This is a genomic window from Vreelandella maris, assembly GCF_013371085.1.
Taxonomy (GTDB): Bacteria; Pseudomonadota; Gammaproteobacteria; order Pseudomonadales; family Halomonadaceae; genus Vreelandella; species Vreelandella maris.
In genome coordinates, this window is the sequence record NZ_JABWCV010000007.1 from 146,741 (window position 1) to 169,575 (window position 22,835).

General features: G+C 56.1%; 20 protein-coding genes. 8 read left to right on the forward strand and 12 right to left on the reverse strand.

Annotation, left to right across the window (positions count from 1 at the left end):
• Positions 1–33 precede the first annotated feature (33 nt).
• From ppc to HUO07_RS08265, 4 genes are read left to right on the forward strand one after another with little or no spacing between them, the layout of a single operon-like run.
• On the forward strand, positions 34–2,682 hold the full coding sequence (ppc, locus tag HUO07_RS08250; RefSeq protein WP_176303165.1) for a phosphoenolpyruvate carboxylase: 2,649 nt from the start codon (positions 34–36) through the stop codon (positions 2,680–2,682).
• 44 nt (positions 2,683–2,726) lie between these two features.
• Positions 2,727–3,272, forward strand: a complete 546-nt coding sequence (locus HUO07_RS08255) for a DUF924 family protein (RefSeq protein ID WP_176303166.1) — start codon at positions 2,727–2,729, stop codon at positions 3,270–3,272.
• Between the two features lie 36 nt (positions 3,273–3,308).
• The gene (rluF, locus tag HUO07_RS08260) at positions 3,309–4,376 is read left to right on the forward strand and encodes a 23S rRNA pseudouridine(2604) synthase RluF (RefSeq protein WP_176303167.1); all 1,068 of its coding nucleotides are present in this window, start codon (positions 3,309–3,311) and stop codon (positions 4,374–4,376) included.
• 23 nt (positions 4,377–4,399) lie between these two features.
• On the forward strand, positions 4,400–4,675 hold the full coding sequence (locus tag HUO07_RS08265; protein WP_176303168.1) for a DUF1294 domain-containing protein: 276 nt from the start codon (positions 4,400–4,402) through the stop codon (positions 4,673–4,675).
• A gap of 30 nt (positions 4,676–4,705) precedes the next feature.
• Here the strand turns inward: HUO07_RS08265 and HUO07_RS08270 are convergent, their stop codons facing one another.
• Genes HUO07_RS08270 through HUO07_RS08280 form a run of 3 tightly spaced genes read right to left on the reverse strand, consistent with a single transcriptional unit; the run spans position 4,706 to position 7,094 of the window.
• Positions 4,706–5,386 (reverse strand): anthranilate synthase component II, encoded by a 681-nt coding sequence (locus tag HUO07_RS08270; RefSeq protein WP_176303169.1) that lies wholly within the window; start codon positions 5,384–5,386, stop codon positions 4,706–4,708.
• Positions 5,383–6,801 carry an anthranilate synthase component I family protein gene (locus HUO07_RS08275; protein WP_176303170.1) on the reverse strand — a complete coding sequence of 473 codons (1,419 nt, stop codon included), beginning with the start codon at positions 6,799–6,801 and terminating at the stop codon, positions 5,383–5,385. The genes HUO07_RS08270 and HUO07_RS08275 overlap by 4 nt, the downstream gene beginning before the upstream one ends.
• Positions 6,798–7,094: a Trp family transcriptional regulator gene (locus tag HUO07_RS08280; protein ID WP_176303171.1), complete on the reverse strand. Its 297-nt coding sequence runs from the start codon at positions 7,092–7,094 to the stop codon at positions 6,798–6,800. Before HUO07_RS08280 ends, HUO07_RS08275 begins: the two co-directional genes overlap by 4 nt.
• Positions 7,095–7,220: 126 nt before the next feature.
• On the opposite strand from HUO07_RS08280, the gene HUO07_RS08285 reads away from it, so the two are divergent.
• Positions 7,221–9,113: a monovalent cation:proton antiporter-2 (CPA2) family protein gene (locus HUO07_RS08285; RefSeq protein WP_176303172.1), complete on the forward strand. Its 1,893-nt coding sequence runs from the start codon at positions 7,221–7,223 to the stop codon at positions 9,111–9,113.
• On the opposite strand, the gene HUO07_RS08290 is transcribed toward HUO07_RS08285, so the two are convergent.
• From HUO07_RS08290 to HUO07_RS08330, 9 genes are all read right to left on the reverse strand, one after another.
• Positions 9,110–9,673, reverse strand: a complete 564-nt coding sequence (locus tag HUO07_RS08290) for a hypothetical protein (RefSeq protein WP_176303173.1) — start codon at positions 9,671–9,673, stop codon at positions 9,110–9,112. The two genes, HUO07_RS08285 and HUO07_RS08290, sit on opposite strands and share 4 nt — an antisense overlap.
• A 61-nt stretch (positions 9,674–9,734) precedes the next feature.
• Positions 9,735–10,559, reverse strand: coding sequence for a class I SAM-dependent methyltransferase (locus HUO07_RS08295; RefSeq protein ID WP_176303174.1), 825 nt, complete (start codon positions 10,557–10,559; stop codon positions 9,735–9,737).
• 6 nt (positions 10,560–10,565) lie between these two features.
• Positions 10,566–12,287, reverse strand: a complete 1,722-nt coding sequence (locus HUO07_RS08300) for an AMP-binding protein (RefSeq protein ID WP_176303175.1) — start codon at positions 12,285–12,287, stop codon at positions 10,566–10,568.
• An 89-nt stretch (positions 12,288–12,376) separates the two neighbouring features.
• The gene (locus HUO07_RS08305) at positions 12,377–13,282 is read right to left on the reverse strand and encodes a hydroxymethylglutaryl-CoA lyase (RefSeq protein ID WP_176303176.1); all 906 of its coding nucleotides are present in this window, start codon (positions 13,280–13,282) and stop codon (positions 12,377–12,379) included.
• 10 nt (positions 13,283–13,292) lie between these two features.
• Positions 13,293–15,374 (reverse strand): acetyl/propionyl/methylcrotonyl-CoA carboxylase subunit alpha, encoded by a 2,082-nt coding sequence (locus HUO07_RS08310; RefSeq protein ID WP_176303177.1) that lies wholly within the window; start codon positions 15,372–15,374, stop codon positions 13,293–13,295.
• Positions 15,371–16,195: an enoyl-CoA hydratase/isomerase family protein gene (locus HUO07_RS08315; RefSeq protein ID WP_176303178.1), complete on the reverse strand. Its 825-nt coding sequence runs from the start codon at positions 16,193–16,195 to the stop codon at positions 15,371–15,373. Before HUO07_RS08315 ends, HUO07_RS08310 begins: the two co-directional genes overlap by 4 nt.
• Before the next feature lie 12 nt (positions 16,196–16,207).
• On the reverse strand, positions 16,208–17,815 hold the full coding sequence (locus tag HUO07_RS08320) for a carboxyl transferase domain-containing protein (RefSeq protein ID WP_176303179.1): 1,608 nt from the start codon (positions 17,813–17,815) through the stop codon (positions 16,208–16,210).
• 10 nt (positions 17,816–17,825) lie between these two features.
• Positions 17,826–18,995: an isovaleryl-CoA dehydrogenase gene (locus HUO07_RS08325; protein ID WP_176303180.1), complete on the reverse strand. Its 1,170-nt coding sequence runs from the start codon at positions 18,993–18,995 to the stop codon at positions 17,826–17,828.
• Positions 18,996–19,082: 87 nt separating this feature from the next.
• Positions 19,083–19,550: a MerR family transcriptional regulator gene (locus tag HUO07_RS08330; RefSeq protein ID WP_176303181.1), complete on the reverse strand. Its 468-nt coding sequence runs from the start codon at positions 19,548–19,550 to the stop codon at positions 19,083–19,085.
• A gap of 361 nt (positions 19,551–19,911) precedes the next feature.
• On the opposite strand from HUO07_RS08330, the gene HUO07_RS08335 reads away from it, so the two are divergent.
• The 3 genes from HUO07_RS08335 to HUO07_RS08345 all read left to right on the forward strand — a co-directional run bounded on the left by HUO07_RS08335 (position 19,912) and on the right by HUO07_RS08345 (position 22,812).
• The gene (locus HUO07_RS08335; RefSeq protein ID WP_176303182.1) at positions 19,912–20,703 is read left to right on the forward strand and encodes an ABC transporter ATP-binding protein; all 792 of its coding nucleotides are present in this window, start codon (positions 19,912–19,914) and stop codon (positions 20,701–20,703) included.
• Positions 20,700–21,443, forward strand: a complete 744-nt coding sequence (locus tag HUO07_RS08340; protein WP_176303183.1) for an ABC transporter ATP-binding protein — start codon at positions 20,700–20,702, stop codon at positions 21,441–21,443. Before HUO07_RS08335 ends, HUO07_RS08340 begins: the two co-directional genes overlap by 4 nt.
• 145 nt (positions 21,444–21,588) lie before the next feature.
• Positions 21,589–22,812 (forward strand): ABC transporter substrate-binding protein, encoded by a 1,224-nt coding sequence (locus HUO07_RS08345; RefSeq protein ID WP_176303184.1) that lies wholly within the window; start codon positions 21,589–21,591, stop codon positions 22,810–22,812.
• The last annotated feature ends 23 nt before the right edge of the window (positions 22,813–22,835 follow it).

The window sequence follows — 22,835 nt, forward strand, 5'->3', positions numbered from 1 at the left end:
TCATTTCGCGACCCCTGCAAGGAGGCCATGCCAATGAGTCACGACCTACACGAATCTCTGCGCGATAACGTGCGTATTCTGGGCGACAGCCTGGGGCGAACCATTGCCGACGATTTGGGCCAGGCATTTGTCGATAAGATCGAAACCATTCGCGCCCACGCCAAACGCGGGCGCCAGGGTGATTCACTGCAGCAGCGCGAATTAATCGAGTACCTACGCCAGTTGCCCGAACGTGATCTGCTGCCGGTCACTCGGGCGTTTAACCAATTCTTAAACCTCGCCAACATTGCCGAACAACACTACCGGGCACGCTTTCGCCGCGTCGAGGATTACAAGCCCGGCTCGCAGCCGGTACTGGGTGAACTCCTCGAGCGCGCCCAGCAGGCAGGCAACTCGCCGCGTAAATTGGTCGAAACCCTCGCCAATATGCGCGTCGAATTGGTACTCACCGCCCACCCTACGGAAGTCATTCGCCGCACGCTGATTCAAAAATATGACGCCATCGACGAGTGTCTGACCGCCATCGAGAGCTCGGAAGATTACCCCGAGCGCGGTACCCGCGCCCAGGGGCGTCTGGAAGAACTGATCAGCCAGGCATGGCACACCGATGAGATTCGCCACGAACGCCCCACGCCGGTTGATGAAGCCAAGTGGGGCTTTGCCGTCATTGAAAACTCACTCTGGCAGGCAGTGCCGGACTTCCATCGCGATTTGGATAACCTGCTGCTGGATACCGCCGGTGAGCGCCTTCCCCTGGATGCCGCGCCGATTCGCTACGCCTCCTGGATGGGCGGGGATCGCGACGGTAATCCCAACGTGACCGCCCGGGTCACCCGCGAGGTATTGCTACTGGGCCGCTGGATGGCCGCCGATCTTTACCTGCGCGACCTGGATCAGTTGAAGACTGAACTCTCCATGTGGAAGGCCAACAGCGCGCTTAAAGCCGAGGCGGGCGATGTGGCCGAACCGTATCGCGAAGTGCTAAAGCGCCTGCTGACGAGAATGGAGTCAACCCGGGATTGGGCCAAGGCCGAGCTTGAGGGGCGTAACTATGACGGCGGGCCGATTATTGAAACCCGTGATCAGCTCTATTCCCCGCTGCTCGGCTGCTACCGCTCACTTTGCGATGTTGGTCTCGATACCATCGCTAACGGCGCGCTGCTGGATACCCTGCGCCGGGTCGCAGTATTCGGCGTTACGCTGACCAAGCTCGATCTGCGCCAGGAGGCCAGCCGCCACGCACAGGTGATTGAAGAGCTGACCAGTACGCTTGGCCTTGGCCACTACCGCGAATGGGATGAAGCCCAGCGTCAAGAGTTCCTGCTGGCCGAGTTGGCTTCCCGTCGCCCGCTGATTCCGCGCCGCTGGGAATGCTCCGCCGAGACCCGGGAAGTGCTGGATACCTTTAAGGTGATTGCCCAGGAACACTCCGAAGCGCTGGGAACCTACATTATTTCCATGGCCGCTGAACCGTCGGACGTGCTCACCGTGGCACTATTGATGAAAGAGGTAGGAGGGCAGGTCACGCTGCCTATCGCACCGCTGTTTGAAACCCTCAACGACCTGGATCACGCAGGCGATGTGGTGGACCAACTGCTGGCGATACCGAGCTATCGTTCGCTGATTGATGATCGCCAGGAAGTGATGATCGGCTACTCAGATTCAGCCAAGGATGCCGGTCAGTTGGCCGCCGCTTGGGCGCAGTACCGCGCCCAGGAGTCGCTGGTCAATGTGTGTAACCGGCACGGCGTCGATCTAACCCTGTTCCACGGCCGCGGTGGCACCGTAGGCCGTGGCGGCGGCCCGGCCCATGCGGCGATTCTCTCCCAGCCTCCCGGCTCGGTGAACGGCAGCCTGCGGGTGACCGAACAGGGCGAGATGATTCGCTTCAAGTTCGGCCAGCCTGATATTGCCCTACGCTCCATGGAGATTTATGCCTGCGCGGTGCTGGAAGCCACACTGTTGCCGCCTCGCGCGCCGGAACCGCATTGGCGTGAAGAGATGGATCAGCTCGCCAAGGTCGCGCATGGTGCTTATGTCGGCGTGGTGCGGGAAGACCCCGATTTTGTCCCTTACTTCCGGGCAGTCACGCCGGAGGGCGCTTTAGGAAGGTTGCCGCTAGGCTCACGTCCTACCAAGCGCCGCCAGGATGGCGGCGTAGAGACCCTACGCGCGATTCCATGGATTTTCGCCTGGACGCAGATTCGTCTGATGCTGCCAGCGTGGCTGGGAAGTGGTGAAGCCTTCTCGACCCGCTTAGAGCAGCCCGGCGGACGCGAGGTGCTGCAAGAAATGCGCACTGAGTGGCCCTTCTTCGGCACTTATCTCGACATGCTGGAGATGCTGTTGGCCAAAGCCGACGTGGCCATTGCCGCCTACTACGAGCACCGCCTGGTCGATGAACCATCGCTTAAAGCGTTGGGTAAAAAACTGCGTGAGCGTTTTGCACGGCTCGAAGATGCGGTGCTCGATATTCTCCAGCAGGAGAAGCTGCTGGAGAACACACCGCTGATTCGGCAGGCCATTGATGTACGCAATCCGTACATCGATCCGTTGCATGGCCTTCAGGCCGAGTTGCTGCAGCGTAACCGCGATGCGGACGGGGCAATCAGTGCTGATTTGTCACGTGCGTTAATGGTGACAATGGCGGGCATCGCTGCGGGTCTGCGTAATACGGGTTAAACAAGACCGGCCAGCCTGTTAATGATGCTAACAAGGAGGCGTCAATGCCCTCAGATGCTCAAGCGGTACTCGACTTTTGGTTTGAAGCGTTGACGCCTGCTCAGTGGTTTAAAAAAGACCTTGAGATGGATAGCACTATTCAGTCGCGTTTTGGTGAACTGCATACCCAGGCGGCGCAGTGTGAATGTTATACCTGGCGGCAAACGGCTCAGGGGCGGCTGGCGGAAATCATCGTGCTGGATCAGTTCTCGCGCAATATCTTCCGCGATGATGCGCGCGCTTTTGCCACCGATGCGCTAGCGCTGGCTCTAGCTCAGGAGGCAGTGGCTGCGGGTGCCGACGCTGAGCTAACCCCTCAGCAGCGGGCATTTTTGTATATGCCCTATATGCATAGCGAATCGGCCGCCATTCATGAAGTGGCAATACAACTGTTCGACCAGCCGGGGTTAGTGAATAACTACGACTTTGAAGTGCGTCACAAGGCGATCATTGATCGCTTCGGGCGTTACCCGCACCGCAATGCACTGTTGGGGCGGGCCTCTACCGACGAGGAGCTGGCTTTTCTAAAGCAGCCCGGCTCCTCTTTTTAACTTTTTTGTTCACTCCTTTTAGCCACATGGCGTTTTATGTCGTTACGAAAATCTACCCGTATCAATAAATACATTAGTGAAAGTGGAATGTGCTCTCGCCGTGAGGCTGACCGCTTTGTGGAGCAGGGCAACGTGTGGATTAACGGTCGCCGCGCCACTACCGGCGACCAGGTGGTAGCGGGGGATCTGGTCAAGGTCAATGGCCAGGAGATCGAGCCACAGGAAGAGGAAGATCTGGTTCTTATTGCGCTGAACAAGCCGGTGGGCATCGTTAGCACCACCGAGTCCAGTGAAAAGGACAATATCGTTGAGTTTGTAAAACACGGCACGCGCATTTTTCCCATCGGTCGGCTCGATAAAGACTCCCAGGGGCTGATTTTTTTAACCAATAACGGTGATTTGGTTAATAAGATTCTGCGTGCCAATAACAACCACGAAAAAGAGTATCAGGTGACGGTGAACAAGCCGATCACCGACGAGTTTATCGAGGGCATGCAGGGCGGTGTGCCGATTCTTGGCAAGGTGACCAAGCGCTGCAAAGTGCAAAAAGAGTCCACCTTTGTCTTCACTATTACCTTGGTGCAGGGGCTCAATCGGCAAATTCGCCGTATGTGCGAATACTTCGGCTATGAAGTTACTCAGCTTATTCGCACGCGCATTATGAATGTGCCCCTTAAAGGGTTAGCCCTGGGGGATTGGCGCGATCTCACCCCTAAAGAGATTGACACCATTATCGCGCTGACCGAAAAATCAGAAGCCGTGCCAGAGAAGAAGAGTAACGCTAAGCCTGAAAGGCCCAACTACAGCTCAGGCGCTGGCAAGGCAAAGCCGCCCGCTGCCAACAAAGGGCGCCCGAAACCGGCCAAAGCGGGCGCCAAAGCCACCGGGGCTAAACCTAAACCACTTCCCAAAGGTAAAAAGGCCGCTAGTGGAAAAGTTAGCATTAGCACCGGCCCGAAAAACAGTGCTGGTAAACCTCTCTCCAAGGGTAAAGCGCCCGGCAAGCCCAGTGTTAAAAGCAAGCCTAGTGCAAAAGGTAAGCCCGTTGGCAAAGGCCGCGGTAAGCCAGCGGTTGCGGGCAAGCCTTCTCAGCGACGCAAGTAGCTCCTACTTCAAGAGTCCTTACTGTGATCCCAATCGTCGCTTTTTATGCTGTGATTAGCATGCTCGCTTACATTACCTACGCCATCGACAAAAAGGCGGCTATCAATAACCGCCGTCGAGTGAGCGAGAAAACGCTACATCTGCTTGGAGTAATGGGTGGCTGGCCAGGTGCTTTCCTGGCTCAGCAGCGGCTGCGGCATAAAACCCAGAAAACCGCCTTCCAGGTTACGTTCTGGCTGACGGTTGTTGTAAATCTGGCCTGTGCGGGGTGGCTAACTGTTTCATTGAGTCTCATTTAGCCACCCGTTTAGCCACCCTATGCTGCGTGCCTACGCTCTGGCTTGCTCGTTGGGCGCGAAAAGAAAGTTGGCTATCAACTCCTTACCGCCTTCGGTCGCGAATGATTCGGGGTGAAATTGAATGCCGTGAATCGGGTACTCCCGGTGTTTAACGCCCATAAGCTCGAATTCACCCATTGCCTGCCAGCGGCTGCGCTGCTCAAACTTATCCGCTTTCAGGGCACCCACGGTGGCGGTTACTTCCAGGCACTCGGGCAGGGTGGTCGCATCGGCAATCAATGAGTGATAGCGCATTACTTCAAGCTGGTCAGGCACGCCGTTAAACACCGAGCGATTGTCGTGATTGATCGGGCTAATCTTACCGTGCATAGGTAGCGGCGCTTTAACTACCTTGCCGCCGAACACATGCACGATGCCCTGCATGCCCAGACAAACCCCCAGCAGCGGGGTGGTCTTACCCAGTTTTTCTATTACCTCGGCGCACACGCCAAAGTAGCGTGGGTCATCCGGCGAGCCGGGGCCGGGGGAAATAATAATGCGATCCGGCGCCAGCGCCTCAATGGCGTGGTAATCGATCTGGTCGTTGCGTTTAACAATGATCTCAAAATGAGGCAACCCGCCGCGATTCTTCTCCGTGGTCAAGATTTCACCAATAAACTGGTAAAGGTTATAGGTGAAGGAGTCGTAATTATCGATGATCAGCACCTTCATGCGGGGCTCTCCATATCCGTGCTCATAAAAGGGGCCAGGGCCTTGCGAGTGCCAGCGAACTTGCGGCGAATTTCTTCGTATTCATCCTCGGCGTTGCTATCGAATACGTTGCCGCCGCAGGTTTGTACGTAGGCGCGCTCGCCGTTCACAAACACCGTGCGAATGGGGATGGCAAAGGTGCAGTCGCCGTTAAACGAGAACTGGCCCACCGCACCGCCATAGGGACCGCGACCGTCGGTTTCCAGATCATCGATAATCTTCATCGCCTCAATCTTGGGCGCGCCGGTGAGCGTGCCCGCCGGGAAGTTACTCGCCAGCGCCGTAAACATGTCTTCGCCTTCGGCAATAATCCCGACAATTTCGCTGGAGATATGCTGTACGTGGCTAAAGCGCTTGATATCCATCAGGCTGCGCACTTTTACCGTGCCAAACTGGGCCACCCGGCCAATATCGTTGCGGTGCAGATCCACAATCATATTGTGCTCGGCGATCTCCTTGGGGTCGTTGAGCAGCGCCCGGGCTAGCTGGGTGTCTTCCTGGGGCGTTTGGCCGCGGAGGGTGGTGCCTGCCAGCGGGAAGGTTTCCATCTCACCCTGGCGCAGGCGGAACAGTAGCTCGGGGCTTGCGCCGATCAGCTTCTGCTCGCCGAATTTGACGTAGTACATCTGGGGCGACGGATTGATGGTGCGCAGTTGGTCATAAAGAGCCAGGGTGTCGCCCTTAATCTGAAAGCGTTTTTTAAAACCGACCTCGCACTGAAACACCTTGCCGTCGATGATGTCCTGCTTCACCTTGGCCACCGCCTCGGCGTGCTCGGCTTTGCTCATTGTGTCGCCCAGCGCGGTGATGTGCAGTGGGCCTGCGGGTTTTTCGTCGGCGTCGATCAGCGTCTGCAGAAACTCGTAACGGCTATTGTCGTAATAGAAGTAGGTAACCTCCCCGGTCATCTTGTCGAGGATCAGGCCATCTTTGTAGAGCCCAAAGCGAAAGGTATCGAAATCGTCGCTGGCTTTTAGGGTCAGCGAGGGCTCGAAGTACTGCATCGCGTCGTAACCGAGGTAACCGCTTAAGCCACCCGCGTACTTACGCGAAATAATATTCTGGGGGATCAGGCTACGCAGTAGCTCATAAGGGTTATCGCTTGGGTACTCGTTTGCATTGCCGTCACGGTCTTCGATAGTTAGCGTGTTGCCATTGGCATACAGCGTGTATTCGGGGTCGAAGCCGATGATCGAATGGCGTGCAATATGGCTATCTTCGCCAAGCGACTCCAGCATGTAGCAGGTATCAAACTGCCGCTCGATTTTTTGAAACAGGGCAAAGAAGTCGCAGTCCGCCGCCAGCGTCACGTAGTGAGGTTTGCGTGGCAGCGTAAACGGCTGCGGGCCCGAGGCATGCGTATTGGCAATGGTCATGGTGCATCATTCCGTGAAGAAGCTTGTGAAGAGGGTAGCGGTGTCGAAGCGTGCAAGGTGGCCAACGCGCGCGAACCGCGGGAAACCGTGGCGATACCCACCCCTAGGGTTTCGGCAATTTTGCGGTGCGGCACTCCTTCACGCAGCAGTTTAAAAATCTGTAGTCGTTTACTGATTTCTTGATACTCTGAGTGAGTCAACAGGTCGGCCAGTGCTGCGTCCATTGCCTCGGGTGAGTCTATGGCGAGCAAGTGGCGAATAAGCTCAGCCTGGTAGTGATCGTTTGCTGTCATGTTGTAAAGATACGTTGTGAAACCATCGAGGGATGCCATCGGATAAAAAGCAATGTACTAGCGTACTAGTACGCTACATTATTGCTCAGGGAAGTCAAGCAGCTCGTTCTATTTTGAGGAAACACGATGACTGGCTATTTTATTCAAGCCTTTATTTATCTTGTCGCCGCGGTAATTGCGGTTCCCCTTGCCAAGCGGTTTGGACTGGGCTCAGTGCTGGGTTATTTGGTCGCCGGGGTAGTGATTGGCCCGATCCTGGGGCTGGTGGGCCAGGAAACCACCACTATTCAGCATTTTGCGGAATTTGGCGTGGTAATGATGCTGTTTTTGGTCGGCATGGAGCTTGACCCGAAAGGGTTATGGGCGATGCGCGTGCGGCTGCTAGGGCTGGGTGGGCTTCAGGTAGTGCTAACCGCTGCTGCAGGCACTGCTATTGCTTTGTGGCTAGGGCTAGTGATGCAAACTGCCCTGGCGGTGGGGCTCATTTTTGCGCTCTCTTCCACGGCGATTGTGCTGCAAACGTTGAACGAGAAGGGGCTTGCCAAAACTGAAGGGGGCCGCAGCGCCTTTTCGGTGCTGCTGTTCCAGGATATTGCCGTTATTCCCATGCTGGCGCTAATTCCGTTGCTGGCACTTCCCGAGTTAATGGGCGACGTTAGCGATGATGGCCACGCCAGCTTAAGTCTGGTCGCACACTTGCCCGGCTGGGCACATGCCTTGGTGGTCGTGGCGGCCATCGCGAGCGTGATAGCGGCAGGCTACTATTTAATGCCCCTGCTGTTTCGCTATGTGATTAGTTCTGGTCTGCGCGAAGTATTTACCGCCACCGCCCTGATGCTGGTCATCGGCATTGCCGCGTTAATGAGTTTGGTTAATTTATCGCCTGCCCTCGGCGCGTTCCTGGCCGGGGTGGTACTTGCCAACAGTGAGTTCAAGCATGAGTTGGAAGCCAATATTGAGCCCTTTAAAGGACTGCTGTTGGGGTTGTTCTTTATTACCGTGGGGGCAGGTATTAACTTCTCGGTGCTGGCGGCGGAGTGGGGCACGGTTCTCTCGTTAGGTGTGGTCGTGATCGTGGTAAAAGGCGTGATTCTGCTCGGCTTAGCACTGCTGTTTCGGGTGCGTGGCAGCAATGGCTGGCTATTCACCCTGGGCCTTGCCCAGGCAGGTGAATTTGGTTTCGTGCTGCTGACCTATAGCGTTCAAAACAGTGTCATTCCAACCGACATCTCCCAGGTGCTCTCACTGGTTGTGGCGCTCTCGATGTTTTTAACACCGCTACTGTTTATTGCTTACGACCGGTTGGTTCTGCCGCGCTACCGCAGTGCCAAGAACGACGACCGGGAAGCCGATACAATAGAAGAGCAGGCCCCGGTGATCGTTGCGGGCGTAGGCCGGTTTGGGCAAATTATTTGTCGCCTGCTGCGCGCCAATAATATTCCCATAGTGGCGCTGGACCATGAGATCGAACAGATTGAAAACCTGCGCAAAATTAACATCAAAAGCTACTTTGGTGACGCCAGCCGTTCCGACTTGCTCGAAACCGCTGGTATCGAACATGCCCGGTTAATCGTTATTGCCTTGGACGACCGCGACCGCGCTGTGCAGATGGTCAAGCATGTGAAGCAATACTATCCGCATGTCTGGGTGCTAGCCCGCGCCTTTGATCGCGGCCATGGCTATCAACTGCGAGAAGCAGGTGCTGATGACGTCGTCAGTGAAACCTACCACTCCGCATTGGAACTGGGCGGCCACGCGCTAACGGCGATGGGTGTCCACCCCATGCGGGCCAAGCAAATGACCTGGGCATTTGTGCAGAACGAAGATGCCCATGAGGACGAGCTGTTTGAAGCCTGGAAGGAGATCGAGGGGAGTATTAGCTTCAGCCCCCGCTATGGCGAGCTGTTTATGAAGCTGGAAGAAGCGCTGAATAGTGCGATGCAACAAGAGTGGCACGAGCCCCAGCGGGAAGACGTGCCGATCTGGACGCCACCCGACCAGCACCGTGATAACGTTTAAAACGGCAGGTGCAACGAGGCGCTTAGCATAGTGAGGTGTTCAAGGGTGGGGGAGTTGATACGTTCGTATTCCAGTCGGCTAACAAGCCGATTGACCGTTACGGTGGCACCGAAGCCTTGCAGCATCGCGGTGCCACTTTCATCGGCACCTTCCACATCGCTTTCACCGCGCCATTCGGTGATGCCGGACTTCGCATAGACGCTAAAGGCACCCATGCGAACACCGGCGACAATGGCGCCGCCTAAACTTAAGGTATCCATAATCAGTGGATTAACACTGGACGAGGTGGAGATTTCTTCGCTTTCCCGGTAGGCGATTTCCGCGCCAATATCCAGTTGAGGAAGCCGCCAGGGGCTAAAGCCAGCTGTTACGCGAAAGCCGCTGGAGTAGTTGTCCAGGCTTTGCAGGTCGCTACCTTCCAGAATAACGCCGTTTTCAAGCTGCATGAGTTCGCTATCGGGGGCGGTATAAGCCATCACCGGCGGCTTATCATCGGCGTAGCTGCTAAACCAGGGAACAGCACAGCACAGCAGAGTGATTGCCAAGCGTTTCATTGGCATTTCTCGTACACCTATTGTCGTATACGTATGGGTAGAGAAAGAAAAGCTATTCCTAATCAGGTTAGCAACTGACTTGGATTTCCACCACTTTAATTGCGCCGTTGGCTAGGTTATCGACTAAATTTTTTCCCATGGTGGTAAAGCGCTCGCCGAACACCCACTTGGGGGAGAGCACCTCTTGGCGTGGCGTCTGTTCTTTTTGGCGCTGACGTTGGCGCCACTCCAAGGCTATTTCGCTCCAATCTTCAACATGTTCAAGCACAAAGCCGCCCGTTTCGAGCAAATGGGTTAATGACGTTAAGGTCAGTAGGTGCGAGTGCTCAGGAGAAGCCGCCCATGGCACTGGGTAGTGAAGCTGTGCCACGTGGGGGCCGCTGACCACTTCATGCATGACTAGCTGCCCGCCTGAGCGCAGAATCCGTCGGCTTTCTGCGATTACCCTGGCTGCGTCAGGCATATTCATCAGGCTGTGTTGAAACAGCACGGCATCAAAACTGTTATCCGCAAACGGCAGGGCACTGGCACTGCCGGTGACCCAGGCAAGAGGTGGTGCGTTAGGCTGGTTAACTCGTGAACTCAGCGCTCTATTTAACGCACTAAACCCATGAGTAATATCCAGCCCGGTCATTTGAAACCCTAGCGCCGCGCCTTGGCGCATTAATCCACCTAGCCCAGCGCCGATATCCAGCACTTTGCCGTGGGTGTCAGGGTTAAGTCGTTCAAGCAGCCGAGTAGAGGCCGCCACGCCGCCAATATGCAGCTGATCCAGCGGGGCGAGTTGGTGGAGTGTGGGGCCGTCGGGGTAGTGGGCATCTATTTGTGTCAGAATTTCATCAGCGCGCAGGGCGCGCTGATAGTGATCCGCTAAACGGTTGGGGTTGGTCATTGCGCGTTATGACTCTTGATCCAAGCCTGATTCTTGATCTAAACCTAGTTCCTGAATCGAAATTTCGCGCATTTTGAATTTCTGAATCTTACCAGTGACGGTCATGGGGAATTCATCAACAAACTTGAAGTAGCGCGGAATTTTGAAGTGGGTGATTTTGCCTTTGCAGTACTCGCGCAGCTCTTCACCGGTGACTTCGCCCGCGGTGCTGTTGAGTTTCACCCAAGCAATCAGCTCTTCGCCGTACTTCTTATCCGGCACGCCGGTGACCTGTACTTCTGAAATCGCCGGGTGGGCGTACAGAAATTCCTCGATCTCCTTGGGATAAACGTTCTCGCCGCCGCGAATGACCATGTCCTTGATGCGCCCCACGATCTGGATGTAGCCCTCTTCATCCATAGTGGCCAGGTCGCCGGTGTGCATCCAGCCTGCTTCGTCAATCGCTTCAGCGGTGGCTTTGTCGTTGTTCCAATACTTCAGCATCACGCTGTAGCCGCGGGTACACAGCTCACCGATTTCACCTCGAGGAAGAATACCGCCATTGCCGGGGTCGACGATTTTATTTTCCAGGTGCGGTTGGGTGCGTCCCACGGTAGAAACGCGCTTCTCGATGCTGTCGTTAGCGCCGGTCTGGGTAGATACCGGGCTGGTTTCCGTCATGCCGTAGGCGATCTGCACGCCCTTCATGTTCATCTTGCTGATCACCTGCTTCATGATTTCAGCAGGGCAGATTGAGCCCGCCATAATGCCGGTGCGCAGTGAAGAGAGATCGGTGCCAGGGAAATCCGGGTGATCAAGCTCGGCGATAAACATGGTTGGCACGCCGTAAAGGGCGGTAGCTTTTTGCTCATGCACCGCCTTGAGCACCTTGCCGGGATCAAAGCCTTCATCCGGGTAGATCATGGTGGCGCCGTGGGTCATACAGCCCAGGTTGCCCATGACCATGCCAAAGCAGTGGTAAAGCGGCACGGGGATCACCAAACGGTCTTCGCTGGTGAAACCCATGCTTTCCGCCACAAAAAAACCGTTATTGAGAATATTGTGGTGGGAAAGCGTCGCCCCTTTGGGGAAACCGGTAGTGCCGGATGTGTACTGAATATTGATGGCGTCGTCGAACTGTAGCGTTGCTTGCAGATCATCCACGTCGGTCTGGCTGACTTTGTTGGCCTCCGTCATCAGATCGGTCCAGCGCCACATGCCATTCAATTTTTCGTGACTCAGGTTTATCACGCACTCAAGGTCGGGTAGCTTCTGGGATTTCAGCTTGCCCTCGGCGCAGGCTTTTAATTCGGGTGCCAATTCGTAAAGCATGCCGCTGTAGTCAGAGCTTTTGAAACTGTTGGCAGTAACCAGAAAGCGTGCACCTGACTGATTTAGCGCGTACTCCAGCTCATGAGTACGGTAAGAGGGATTGATGTTGACCAGAATGGCGCCAATTTTAGCGGTCGCAAACTGGGTGAGTGTCCATTCGCTGCAATTGGGCGCCCAAATGGCGACGCGGTCGCCTTTTTGAACACCGATAGCGAGCAAGGCGCGGGCGCAGCGATTGACCTCTTCCTGAAGCTGGCGGTAGCTCCAGTGAATATTCTGATGCAGCACAATCAAGGCGTCGTTATCGGCATACTGTGTCGCAATCTGATCGAATTTGTCGCCAATGGTCATGCCCAGCAGCGGCTTGTCCGCCGTGCTGCTGGTGTAGCTAGGTAGAGTCAGTGCGTGTGAAGACATTTCAGGTCTCTCCGATATTTTTCTTGTCTGAACATGATGGCAGAGAAGGTTGAGCTACTTGGCTTCTTTCTTATTATTGATGACGCATTTTATCGGCTAGCGCCCAGTGCTAGAGCTACTTTGGAACTGGGCTTGCGGCCTAGCTCCTGAGTAATCCAATAACCGGTATCGATGACGGCCTGCAGGTCGATGCCTGTCTTGACTCCCAGCCCTTTAAGCAGATAGAGCACGTCTTCGGTGGCCACATTGCCGGAAGCGCCCTTAGCATAGGGGCAGCCGCCGAGACCAGCGGTGGCGGCGTCAATAATACTGACGCCTTCTTCCATCACCGCGTAAAGGTTCGCCAGCGCCATGCCGTAGGTGTCGTGAAAGTGAGCGGCCAGAAACTCAATGGGCACTTGTTGGCTCGTCGCCTCAATCATCCGTTTAGCAGCCAGCGGCGTACCGACGCCAATCGTGTCACCTAGCGACACCTCGTAGCAGCCCATCTCATAAAGTGCTTTGGCCACCTCAGCCACTTTGTCGGGGGCGATCTCGCCTTCGTAAGGGCAGCCCAAGACACAGGAAACATAGCCCCGCACGCGCACGCCAGCCTCACGGGCGCGCTCTAACACAGGCTCAAACCGTGTCAGCGACTCGGCAATCGAGCAATTGATGTTCTTTTGCGAGAAGGCTTCTGATGCCGCGCCAAATACCGCGACCTCTTCAACGCCCACGGTTAGGGCGTTTTCAAGCCCTTTTAAATTGGGCGTTAGCGCGGAGTACACCACGCCTGGCTGACGCTGAATGCCGCCCATGACCTCAACGGCGTCGCCCATTTGCGGTACCCATTTAGGCGAGACGAAGCTGGCCGCTTCGATATGGGTGATCCCCGCGTTGGCAAGCCGCTCGATCAGGGCGATCTTGGTCGCGGTGGGTACCATCGCCCCTGGCTCGTTTTGCAGGCCGTCCCGAGGGGCCATTTCAAATAACTTGACGGACGTAGGCAGTGCCATGAATGAGCTCCTATTCGCTGGGGGAAAAGTCGAGAAGGATAGCGCCCTGGCTGACCGTCTCGCCCGCCTGGAAATGGAAGGTTTCCACACTACCGTCAGCCGGGGCGGTCATGGTGTGCTCCATTTTCATCGCTTCCATCACCATCAGCGGCATGCCTTTCTCAACATTAACGCCGGGCTCCACCAGTAGAGCCACCACCGTGCCATTCATGGGGGCAGTGAGAGTAGATTCCGCTTCGTGGTGGCCATGATCAATGGCATCGATGCGCCGCCAGAACAAACGGGTTTCACCGCTGGGATCGGCCATCACGACCACATGACCATCGCGGCGCGCCTGCAAGCGGCGGCGGTGGCCATTCAAGGTAACGGCAACCGCGTCGCCGGTGAGCGGCTGCAGGCTCGCGGTTAGCGTTTTATCGCCGATGGTGAGGTTCCAAAGTGATTCGCCCGCGTTGCGTTTACCTTCGACGATCACTACCGCATCATCGCTGTCAGCGGCTTGAACATTCGTAGGGTCACACAGCGCAATGCGAATGGTGTGTGGCGCATTCAAGCGGAAGCCGTCGTGGCGATCCCAGGGCGAGTCGCTTTCGCACTCTTGAGCAAGTTGATTCAGGCCAATCAGCGCCGCGCTGGCGTAGGCTTCTGTGCTGTAAGTGCGCGGTGCAAACAGCGTCGCTTCATTGCGCTCGATAAAGCGGGTATCCAGCTCCACGTTCTTAAAGCTGGGGTGGGTCGCCAGGCGCATTAAGAAGGCGCGGTTAGTCACTACGCCTTGTACGTCCAGTGCCGCTAAGGCGCGGTTAAGCGTTGCCAGCGCTGCATCGCGGTCAGGCCCATGAACGATTAGCTTGGCGAGCATGGGGTCGTAGTGCATCGACACCGTATCGCCACTCTCCACGCCGCTGTCCAAACGCACCTGATCACCGCTTAGACCAGCGCCTTCTAAATCCAGCGCAAAGCGATTGAGCAAGCCCGTGGCGGGTAGGAAATCCTGTTCCGGGTCTTCGGCGTAAATACGTGCTTCAAAGCTATGGCCGGTAATCGTCAGCTCATCCTGGGTACAAGGCAGCGGTTCGCCCATGGCCACGCGCAACTGCCACTCGACCAGATCCTGGCCGGTGATCATCTCGGTCACCGGGTGCTCGACCTGGAGGCGAGTGTTCATCTCCATAAAATAGAACGAGCCATCCGCATCTAACAGAAACTCGACGGTGCCTGCGCCCACGTAGCCGATCTCCTGGGCAGCGCGTACGGCAGCATCGCCCATGGCGCAGCGCAGCTCCGCTGTCATGCCGGGGGCGGGGGCTTCTTCGATCACTTTTTGGTGGCGGCGCTGAACGCTGCAGTCCCGCTCGAATAGATAAACGCCGTTGCCATGACGGTCGCAGAATACCTGGACTTCCACATGGCGAGGTTGCACCAGATATTTCTCGATTAGCATGCGGTCATCGCCGAAGGCGGCTTTTGACTCACGGCGGCAGCCATCTAACGCGGCCTGAAAACCATCACCGCTTTCCACAACACGCATGCCTTTACCACCGCCACCGGCGCTGGCTTTGAGCATGACCGGGTAGCCAATTTTGTCGGCTTCGCTGCGCAGCAGAGCGTCATCCTGGTTATCACCATGGTAGCCGGGCACTAGCGGCACGCCCGCATTGGCCATCCGTGCTTTGGCGGCGGATTTATCACCCATGGCAGCAATGGCTGAAGCCGGCGGGCCAACGAAGGTGATGCCCGCTTCTTCAAGGGCTTTGACGAAGGTACCGTTTTCGGAAAGAAAACCGTAGCCGGGATGAATAGCGCCGGTGCCGGTACGCTTGGCAGCTTCGATGACTGCATCGATATTAAGATAACTTTCCCGCGCGGCGGCGGGGCCTAAACGCACGGCCTCGTCAGCTTCGCGTACATGGCGGGCGCTGGCATCGGCATCGGAATATACCGCGACGGTTTTCAGGCCCATACGGCGGGCAGTGCGCATCACGCGGCAGGCGATTTCGCCGCGGTTGGCGACCAGTAGGGTATCAAAAGGCGTCGTGCGAGCGGCTTTTTCGGCTCTTTCGTTTTTTTCAATAGGGGGTGAATGACTCATGAGCGACGCTCCGAAGCGTGGGGTGTGTTATTAGAATCGGCCCAGGCGGGGCGGCGCTTTTCAAAGAAACTGGATAAGCCCTCTTGGCCCTCTTGGCTTACCCGCAGTTTGGCGATCACCTGGCAGGTATGTTCGCGGGTGGCGTCACTGTCAGGCGCTTGAGCAACCGCGGCCATCAGCGCTTTGGTGGCGCGCTGGGCCTGGGGCGAGCCGGCCAATAGAGTTGCCAGCAGGGTGTCCACTTCGTCGTCTAGCTTGTCGTGTTCCACCACCAGATGGACTAAACCCAGCGCGAGCGCTATTTCGGCGTCCATTACTTCTGCGGTTAACGCATAGCGGCGCATCTGTCGCTCGCCCAGGGCTCGCTGCACGTAAGGGCTGATGACCGCGGGCGATAGGCCGATTTTGACTTCCGAAAGGCAGAATTTGGCTTTACCCGAGGCGATTACTATATCGCAGCAAGCGGCCAAGCCCACCGCACCGCCAAAGGCGGCGCCTTGCACCCGGCAGACCGTAGGGCAGGGCAGTGTATCCAGGCCGTGCATCAGTGCTGCCAGCTTGCGGGAGTCGGCGAGGTTATCGTCAAGGTCGTAATCGACCATGCGCTTCATCCAGTTTAGATCGGCACCCGCCGAGAAGCTTTTGCCTTCTGAGCCCAGTACTACTGCGCGCACTTCGCCCGCTTCAGCTTGCCTATGCAGCGCTTCAAGGTGCGCGTTTAGCTCGGCAATCAGGCTGTCGTCAAAGGCGTTATGCACTTCGGGGCGGTTCAAGGTTAGGCGGGCCACGCCGCTTTCAATGATTAGTGTTGAGTAAGCCATGGTGATTGCCCCTTACATCCGGAACACGCCGAAGCGTGTCTCTTCGATTTCTGCATTCATCGCGGCGGCAAGTGACAGGCCGAGCACATCGCGGGTTTGCAGTGGATCGATCACGCCGTCGTCCCACAAGCGGGCACTGGCGTAATAAGGGTGGCCCTGATGCTCATACTGCTCGCGGGTGGGCTGCTTGAAGGCTTCTTCTTCCTCTTTGCTCCACTCACGGCCTTCGCGTTCATGCTGCTCGCGTTTAACCTGAGCCAGTACACCCGCCGCCTGTTCGCCGCCCATCACTGAAATGCGCGCGTTGGGCCACATAAACAGCAGGTTGGGATCATACGCACGGCCACACATACCGTAGTTACCGGCGCCAAAGCTGCCGCCAATTAGTACGGTGTACTTGGGCACCTTCGCGCAGGCCACGGCGGTCACCAGCTTGGCGCCGTGCTTGGCAATACCTTCGTGTTCGTACTTGGAGCCGACCATAAAGCCGGTAATGTTCTGCAGGAAGATCAGCGGGATCTTGCGCTGGGTGCATAGCTCGATAAAGTGCGCGCCTTTCACCGCACTTTCGGAAAAAAGTACGCCGTTGTTGGCCACGATGCCTACCGGGTAGCCGTGAATATGCGCAAAGCCGGTGACCAGCGTTTCGCCGTAGTAGCGCTTGAATTCATCGAAATCGGAGTCATCGACGATGCGGCCAATCACTTCGCGAACGTCGTAGGGCTTTTTAAGGTCGGTGCCGACAATGCCATATAGCTCGGCAGGGTCGAGTTTGGGTGGTTTGGGTGTCTGCATGGCTAGCTTGCCACGCTTTTGCCAGTTCAGGCGCGATACGCAGGCGCGGGCAAGCTGCAGCGCATGGGCATCATTTTCCGCGTAGTGATCAGCGACGCCGCTGACCTTGGCGTGAACATCCGCGCCGCCTAAATCTTCCGCGCTGATGCTTTCACCAGTGGCGGCTTTTACCAGTGGCGGGCCACCGAGGAAAATCGTGCCCTGCTCTTTAACGATGATGGACTCGTCTGCCATGGCGGGCACGTAGGCGCCGCCCGCGGTGCAGGAACCCATCACCACGGCGATTTGCGGGATGCCTTCCGCCGACATGGTCGCCTGGTTATAAAAGATACGCCCGAAGTGGTCGCGATCAGGGAATACTTCGTCCTGGCGGGGCAGGAAGGCGCCGCCTGAATCGACCAGATAGATGCACGGCAGGCGATGCTTGCGGGCAATCTCCTGAGCGCGAATATGTTTTTTCACCGTCAGCGGGAAGTAAGTGCCACCTTTCACCGTGGCGTCGTTGGCGACAATCACGCACTCGACGCCGGAAACACGACCAATACCGGTGACGACGCCCGCCGCAGGAATCTCGCTGTCGTAGATCTTGTGCGCCGCCAGGGCAGAAAATTCTAAAAACGGCGAACCCTCATCGATTAGATGATCTATGCGGTCGCGGACAAACAGCTTGCCCCGGCTTTCGTGGCGCTCGCGGGCTTTGGCACCGCCACCCTGGGCGACGGCGGCGGTCAGTTCACGCAGTTTATGTACTTCACCGAGCATTGAGGCTTCGTTGGTTTGAAACACATCGCTGCGCGGGTTGATCTGAGTGGAGATGGAGCTCATGACAGGACCCTTACTTACTTTCAGTGAAGAGTTCGCGACCAATCAGCATCCGGCGAATCTCGCTGGTGCCCGCGCCGATTTCATACAGTTTGGCGTCGCGCAGCAGGCGCCCGGTGGGGTACTCATTGATATAGCCGTTGCCGCCGAGTAGCTGAATGGAGTCCAGGGCTACCTGAGTGGCCTTTTCGGCACAGTAGAGGATCACCCCGGCAGCGTCTTTGCGGGACGTTTGGCCACGGTCGCAGGCACCCGCTACGGCATACAGGTAGGCGCGACAGGCATTCAGGGTGGTGTACATATCCGCCACTTTGCCCTGCACTAATTGGAACTCACCAATCGACTGATTGAACTGCTTACGCTCGTGGATATAGGGCATCACCACATCCATGGCGGCCTGCATAATGCCAATCGGGCCTGCGGCCAATACGGTGCGCTCGTAATCCAAACCACTCATGAGTACGCGCACGCCTTTGCCTTCCCCGCCTAGAATGTTTTCAGCGGGAACGGCGCAGTCCTGAAAGACCAGTTCACAGGTGTTGGAGCCGCGCATGCCTAGCTTGTCAAGCTTCTGGGCGGTAGAGAAACCGGGCATACCTTTTTCGATAATAAAGGCGGTAATGCCTTTGGAGCCGGCTTCGGGGTCGGTTTTGGCGTACACCACCAGCACATCGGCATCTGGACCGTTGGTGATCCACATTTTGTTGCCGTTAAGGATGTAGTGGTCGCCATTATGCTTGGCACGCAGCTGCATTGAGACCACGTCAGAACCGGCGCCGGGTTCCGACATGGCGAGCGCACCCACATGGTCGCCGCTGATCAGCTTGGGCAGGTATTTGGCTTTCTGTTCGGGGGTGGCGTTGATCTTGATCTGGTTAACGCACAGGTTGGAATGGGCGCCGTAAGAGAGCGCAACCGATGCGCTGGCCCGCGAGATCTCTTCCATGGCTATACAGTGGGCGAGATAGCCCATACCACTACCACCATCCTCTTCAGAGACGGTGATGCCCAGCAACCCCATATCACCAAACTTCTTCCACAGATCATTAGGGAACTCGTTATTGCGGTCGATTTCGGCAGCGCGGGGAGCAATCTCGCTGGCCGCAAAGGCGTTGACCTGCTCACGCAGCATGTTCAGTTCGTCATCGAGGCCAAAATTAAGTTCTGAGTAGTGTGAAAACATGGTCAATCACCTGTTGCAGATTTTTGTATTAGCTTGTGTTAGCTATTTGTGTCGGCGAGTCGAGCTGGCGGTATGTCGCGCGACGAGTCAGTGCATAGTGGCGGAAGAGGGAGCAGACGCTTTGTCGGACGTACCCGTGCGCTCCTCTTCGTTCTGTTTTTCCTGGGGCTCTTTTTCTAGTAGTTCTTCGAGTGCCTGGCGGCAGCGAATCTCAGCACTTTCAAGCTCTAGCTGTACCATGGTGATGTCTTTCATTTGTTGGTCTAGCGCCGCACGTCGATCGCCTATCTTGCTAAGCATTAGATGCAGCTGCTTTTTGCTGCCGCTGCGAGTTTCGTCCCAAAGCTCGAACAGTTCGCGAATCTCTGCCAATGAAAATCCCAGCCGCTTGCCGCGAATGGTGAGTTTCAACCGCACACGGTCTTTGCTGCTGTAAACCCTGGTTTGCCCACGCCGGGAAGGGTGGAGCAACTCCTGATCTTCATAGAAGCGAATGCTACGGGTAGTTAAGTCAAACTCGCTGGCCAGTTCACTAATCGAGTAAGTTCTGCTCATGGTGTCGTTCTCTCAAAAGGCATTGTTCTTAAGGACAGTTCCTAAGAATAAGTCCCAAGATATGCTTCCTATGGAACACTGCCAATGAGGCTAAAACAAGTTTACGTTAACGTAAAGCTATTGTTGTTAGCAGTTGAAAAGCGTTGAATGCTCATAAGTGGCTGATATTTAACTTTTGGAGGCGCTTTTTTATGTGTGAAAATAGCGCTGATAGACCAAAGTTGTAATTGTATTGCCATAGTGAGAGTTGCTAGTTTGCACGTACACCTTACGTTCAGGTAAGGCGGCGGCAAGCGATTTCGCTACTTCCTTATTACCTGTAATAGAGTCAGCACGACAACAATAAGAGGCTTGCCACTCTATGAGTGCAAACGATGTCCTTCAGGGACCTGTCCTCGAAACCCGAGGGCTAACCAAAGAGTTCCGTGGGTTTACCGCTGTGGACGACGTTAATCTTCAGGTACAGGAAGGGCATATACACGCGCTGATCGGCCCCAATGGCGCCGGTAAAACCACTGTGTTTAACCTGCTGACCAAGTTTTTGCCGCCTACCCGTGGCGATATTTTGTACCGTGGTCATTCCATCACCAGTAAAAAATCCAACGAAATTGCCCAGTTGGGTCTGGTGCGTTCATTTCAAATTTCCGCCGTATTCGCGCATATGACCGCCTTGGAAAACGTGCGTGTGGCACTGCAGCGCAAACTGGGTACCTCGTTTCACTTTTGGAAATCTGAAAAATCGCTGGATCACCTTAACGAGCGAGCGCTTGAGCTGCTAGAAGAGGTAGGGCTGCGTGAATACGCCGACACCTTAACGGTAGAAATGCCCTATGGGCGCAAGCGAGCACTTGAACTTGCGACCACACTGGCACTGGACCCCACCATGATGCTGCTCGATGAACCGACCCAGGGCATGGGCGCTGAAGATGTAGACCGCATCGTGGCGCTGATTAAACGCGTTTCACAAGGCCGTACGGTATTGATGGTGGAGCATAACCTGAGTGTGGTTAGCCGCCTGTGTGACCGCATTACCGTGCTGGCGCGGGGCGCGGTATTGGCCGAGGGCGATTACGAAACTGTCTCCCGCAACCCACTGGTGCGTGAAGCCTATATGGGCAGCGACGCTGCTGAGGAAGAGGGAGTCACGGTATGAATATTGCCGAAGCACAAGCACCGATCGAAAACACGCAAAACCTGGAGATGTTGCGGGTGCAGGATCTGCATGCCTTTTATGGCGAATCGCATATCCTGCATGGGGTCAATTTTGATGTGAAGCGCGGCGAACTGGTGACTCTTCTGGGCCGCAACGGCGCGGGCCGTAGCACCACGCTCAAGTCGATCATGAACATGGTGGGGCGGCGTACCGGCTCAATCGTGATTAACGGTAATGAAACCCTGCATATGAAGCCGCACCATATTCCGCGGCTAGGGATTGGCTATTGCCCAGAAGAGCGCGGCATTTTTGCCAGTTTAGATGTGCATGAGAATCTCTTGTTGCCGCCAACGGTTCGTTCCGGCGGCATGAGCCTCGATGAAATCTACGCTATGTTCCCCAATCTTTACGAGCGGCGCAGAAGTCAGGGCACACGGCTTTCCGGCGGCGAACAGCAAATGTTAGCCATGGCGCGCATTCTGCGTACCGGGGCGCGCATGCTGCTGCTGGATGAAATTACGGAAGGGCTAGCGCCTGTGATCGTGCAGAAGCTGGCGGAAGTGCTGGTGAAGCTCAAGGAGCGCGGTATGACGATTGTGCTGGTGGAGCAAAATTTCCGCTTTGCGGCGCCCCTTGCGGATCGCCACTTCGTGATGGATCACGGTCAGATTGTCGAAGAAATCAGCGCCGCGCAGCTACCATCGCGCCGGGAACATCTCAACTCAATGCTAGGGGTATAACACACGGCTAGACACTTAAATGTTCATTCCGCCAACAGTTTTGCTGCTCACAAAACAACAATATTAATTAGTAATTTGCAGTACGCACCTTCACAACAGCTCAAAAACAACACAACAACAAAGGCCTCCGGGCCAGGAGACGAATATGACCTTTATGAAAAAAACGCTGGCCGCCAGCATCGCCGTCGCAGCAGCTTCAAGCCTTGCTGTGTCTACTGCTCAGGCTGATATGAGCGACGGTGAAGTACGCATTGGCTACCTAGCCGATATGTCCGGCACCTATCGCGACTTGGCAGGCCCAGGCGGCCTGACCGCGATGGAGATGGCGGTGGCCGATTTTGGTGGCAGCGTCAATGGTGCCCCCATCGTGATTTCCAGTGCGGATGACCGTAACAGCGCCGACGTAGGTGCCAATACTGTGCGCGGCTGGATCGATCAGGATAACGTCGACATGGTAGGCGGCCTGGTCGCCTCCTCGGTCTCGATTGCGGTCACCAAAGTGCTGGAAGAGAACAATGGCCTGGGGATCGTTTCCGGCTCTGCAGCATCAAGCATTACCAACGAGCACTGCACGCCTAACCACATCCACTGGGTCTACGATACTTATCCGCTCGCTAACGGTACCGCCAAAGCGGTCGTTGAGCAGGGCGGCGATACCTGGTTCATGCTGACGGCTGACTATGCATTCGGTCATGCGCTTGAAGCCGACGTGACAAAAGTCGTGGAAGAAAGCGGCGGTGAAATTGTCGGCGGTGTGCGCCATCCGTTCCCGACTAACGACTTCTCCTCTTATATCCTTCAGGCCCAAGGCTCGGGTGCCAAAATCATTGGCTTGGCCAATGCCGGTGCTGACACCGTTAACGCGATTACCACGGCCAGCCAGTTTGGTTTGACCCAATCCGGCCAGCAGCTAGCGGGTCTGTTGATCTTCCTGAATGACGTTCACGCCCTTGGCCTGGAAGCTACCCAGAACCTGCTGCTGACGACTGGCTGGTACTGGGATATGGACGAGCAGTCCCGTGAATGGTCACAGCGCTACTTCGATGAAGTGGGCCGTATGCCGACTATGGTACAAGCCGGTATCTACTCCAGCACGATGCACTACCTGAAAGCCGTGGAAGCCGCTGGCACTGACGACCCTGAAACCGTGCGTGCGCAGATGGCTGACATGCCCATCGAGGACTTCTTTGCCCGCAATGGCCGCATTCGTGAAGACGGCCGCATGGTGCACGACATGTACCTGGCTCAGGTGAAAACGCCTGAAGAATCCACCGGTGAGTGGGATCTTTATGAAATCCTCAGCACCATTCCCGCCGAAGAAGCCTACCGTCCGCTGTCTGAAAGCCAGTGCAAACTGGTACAGAACTAATTTTCGGACTCGCTAACAATCGC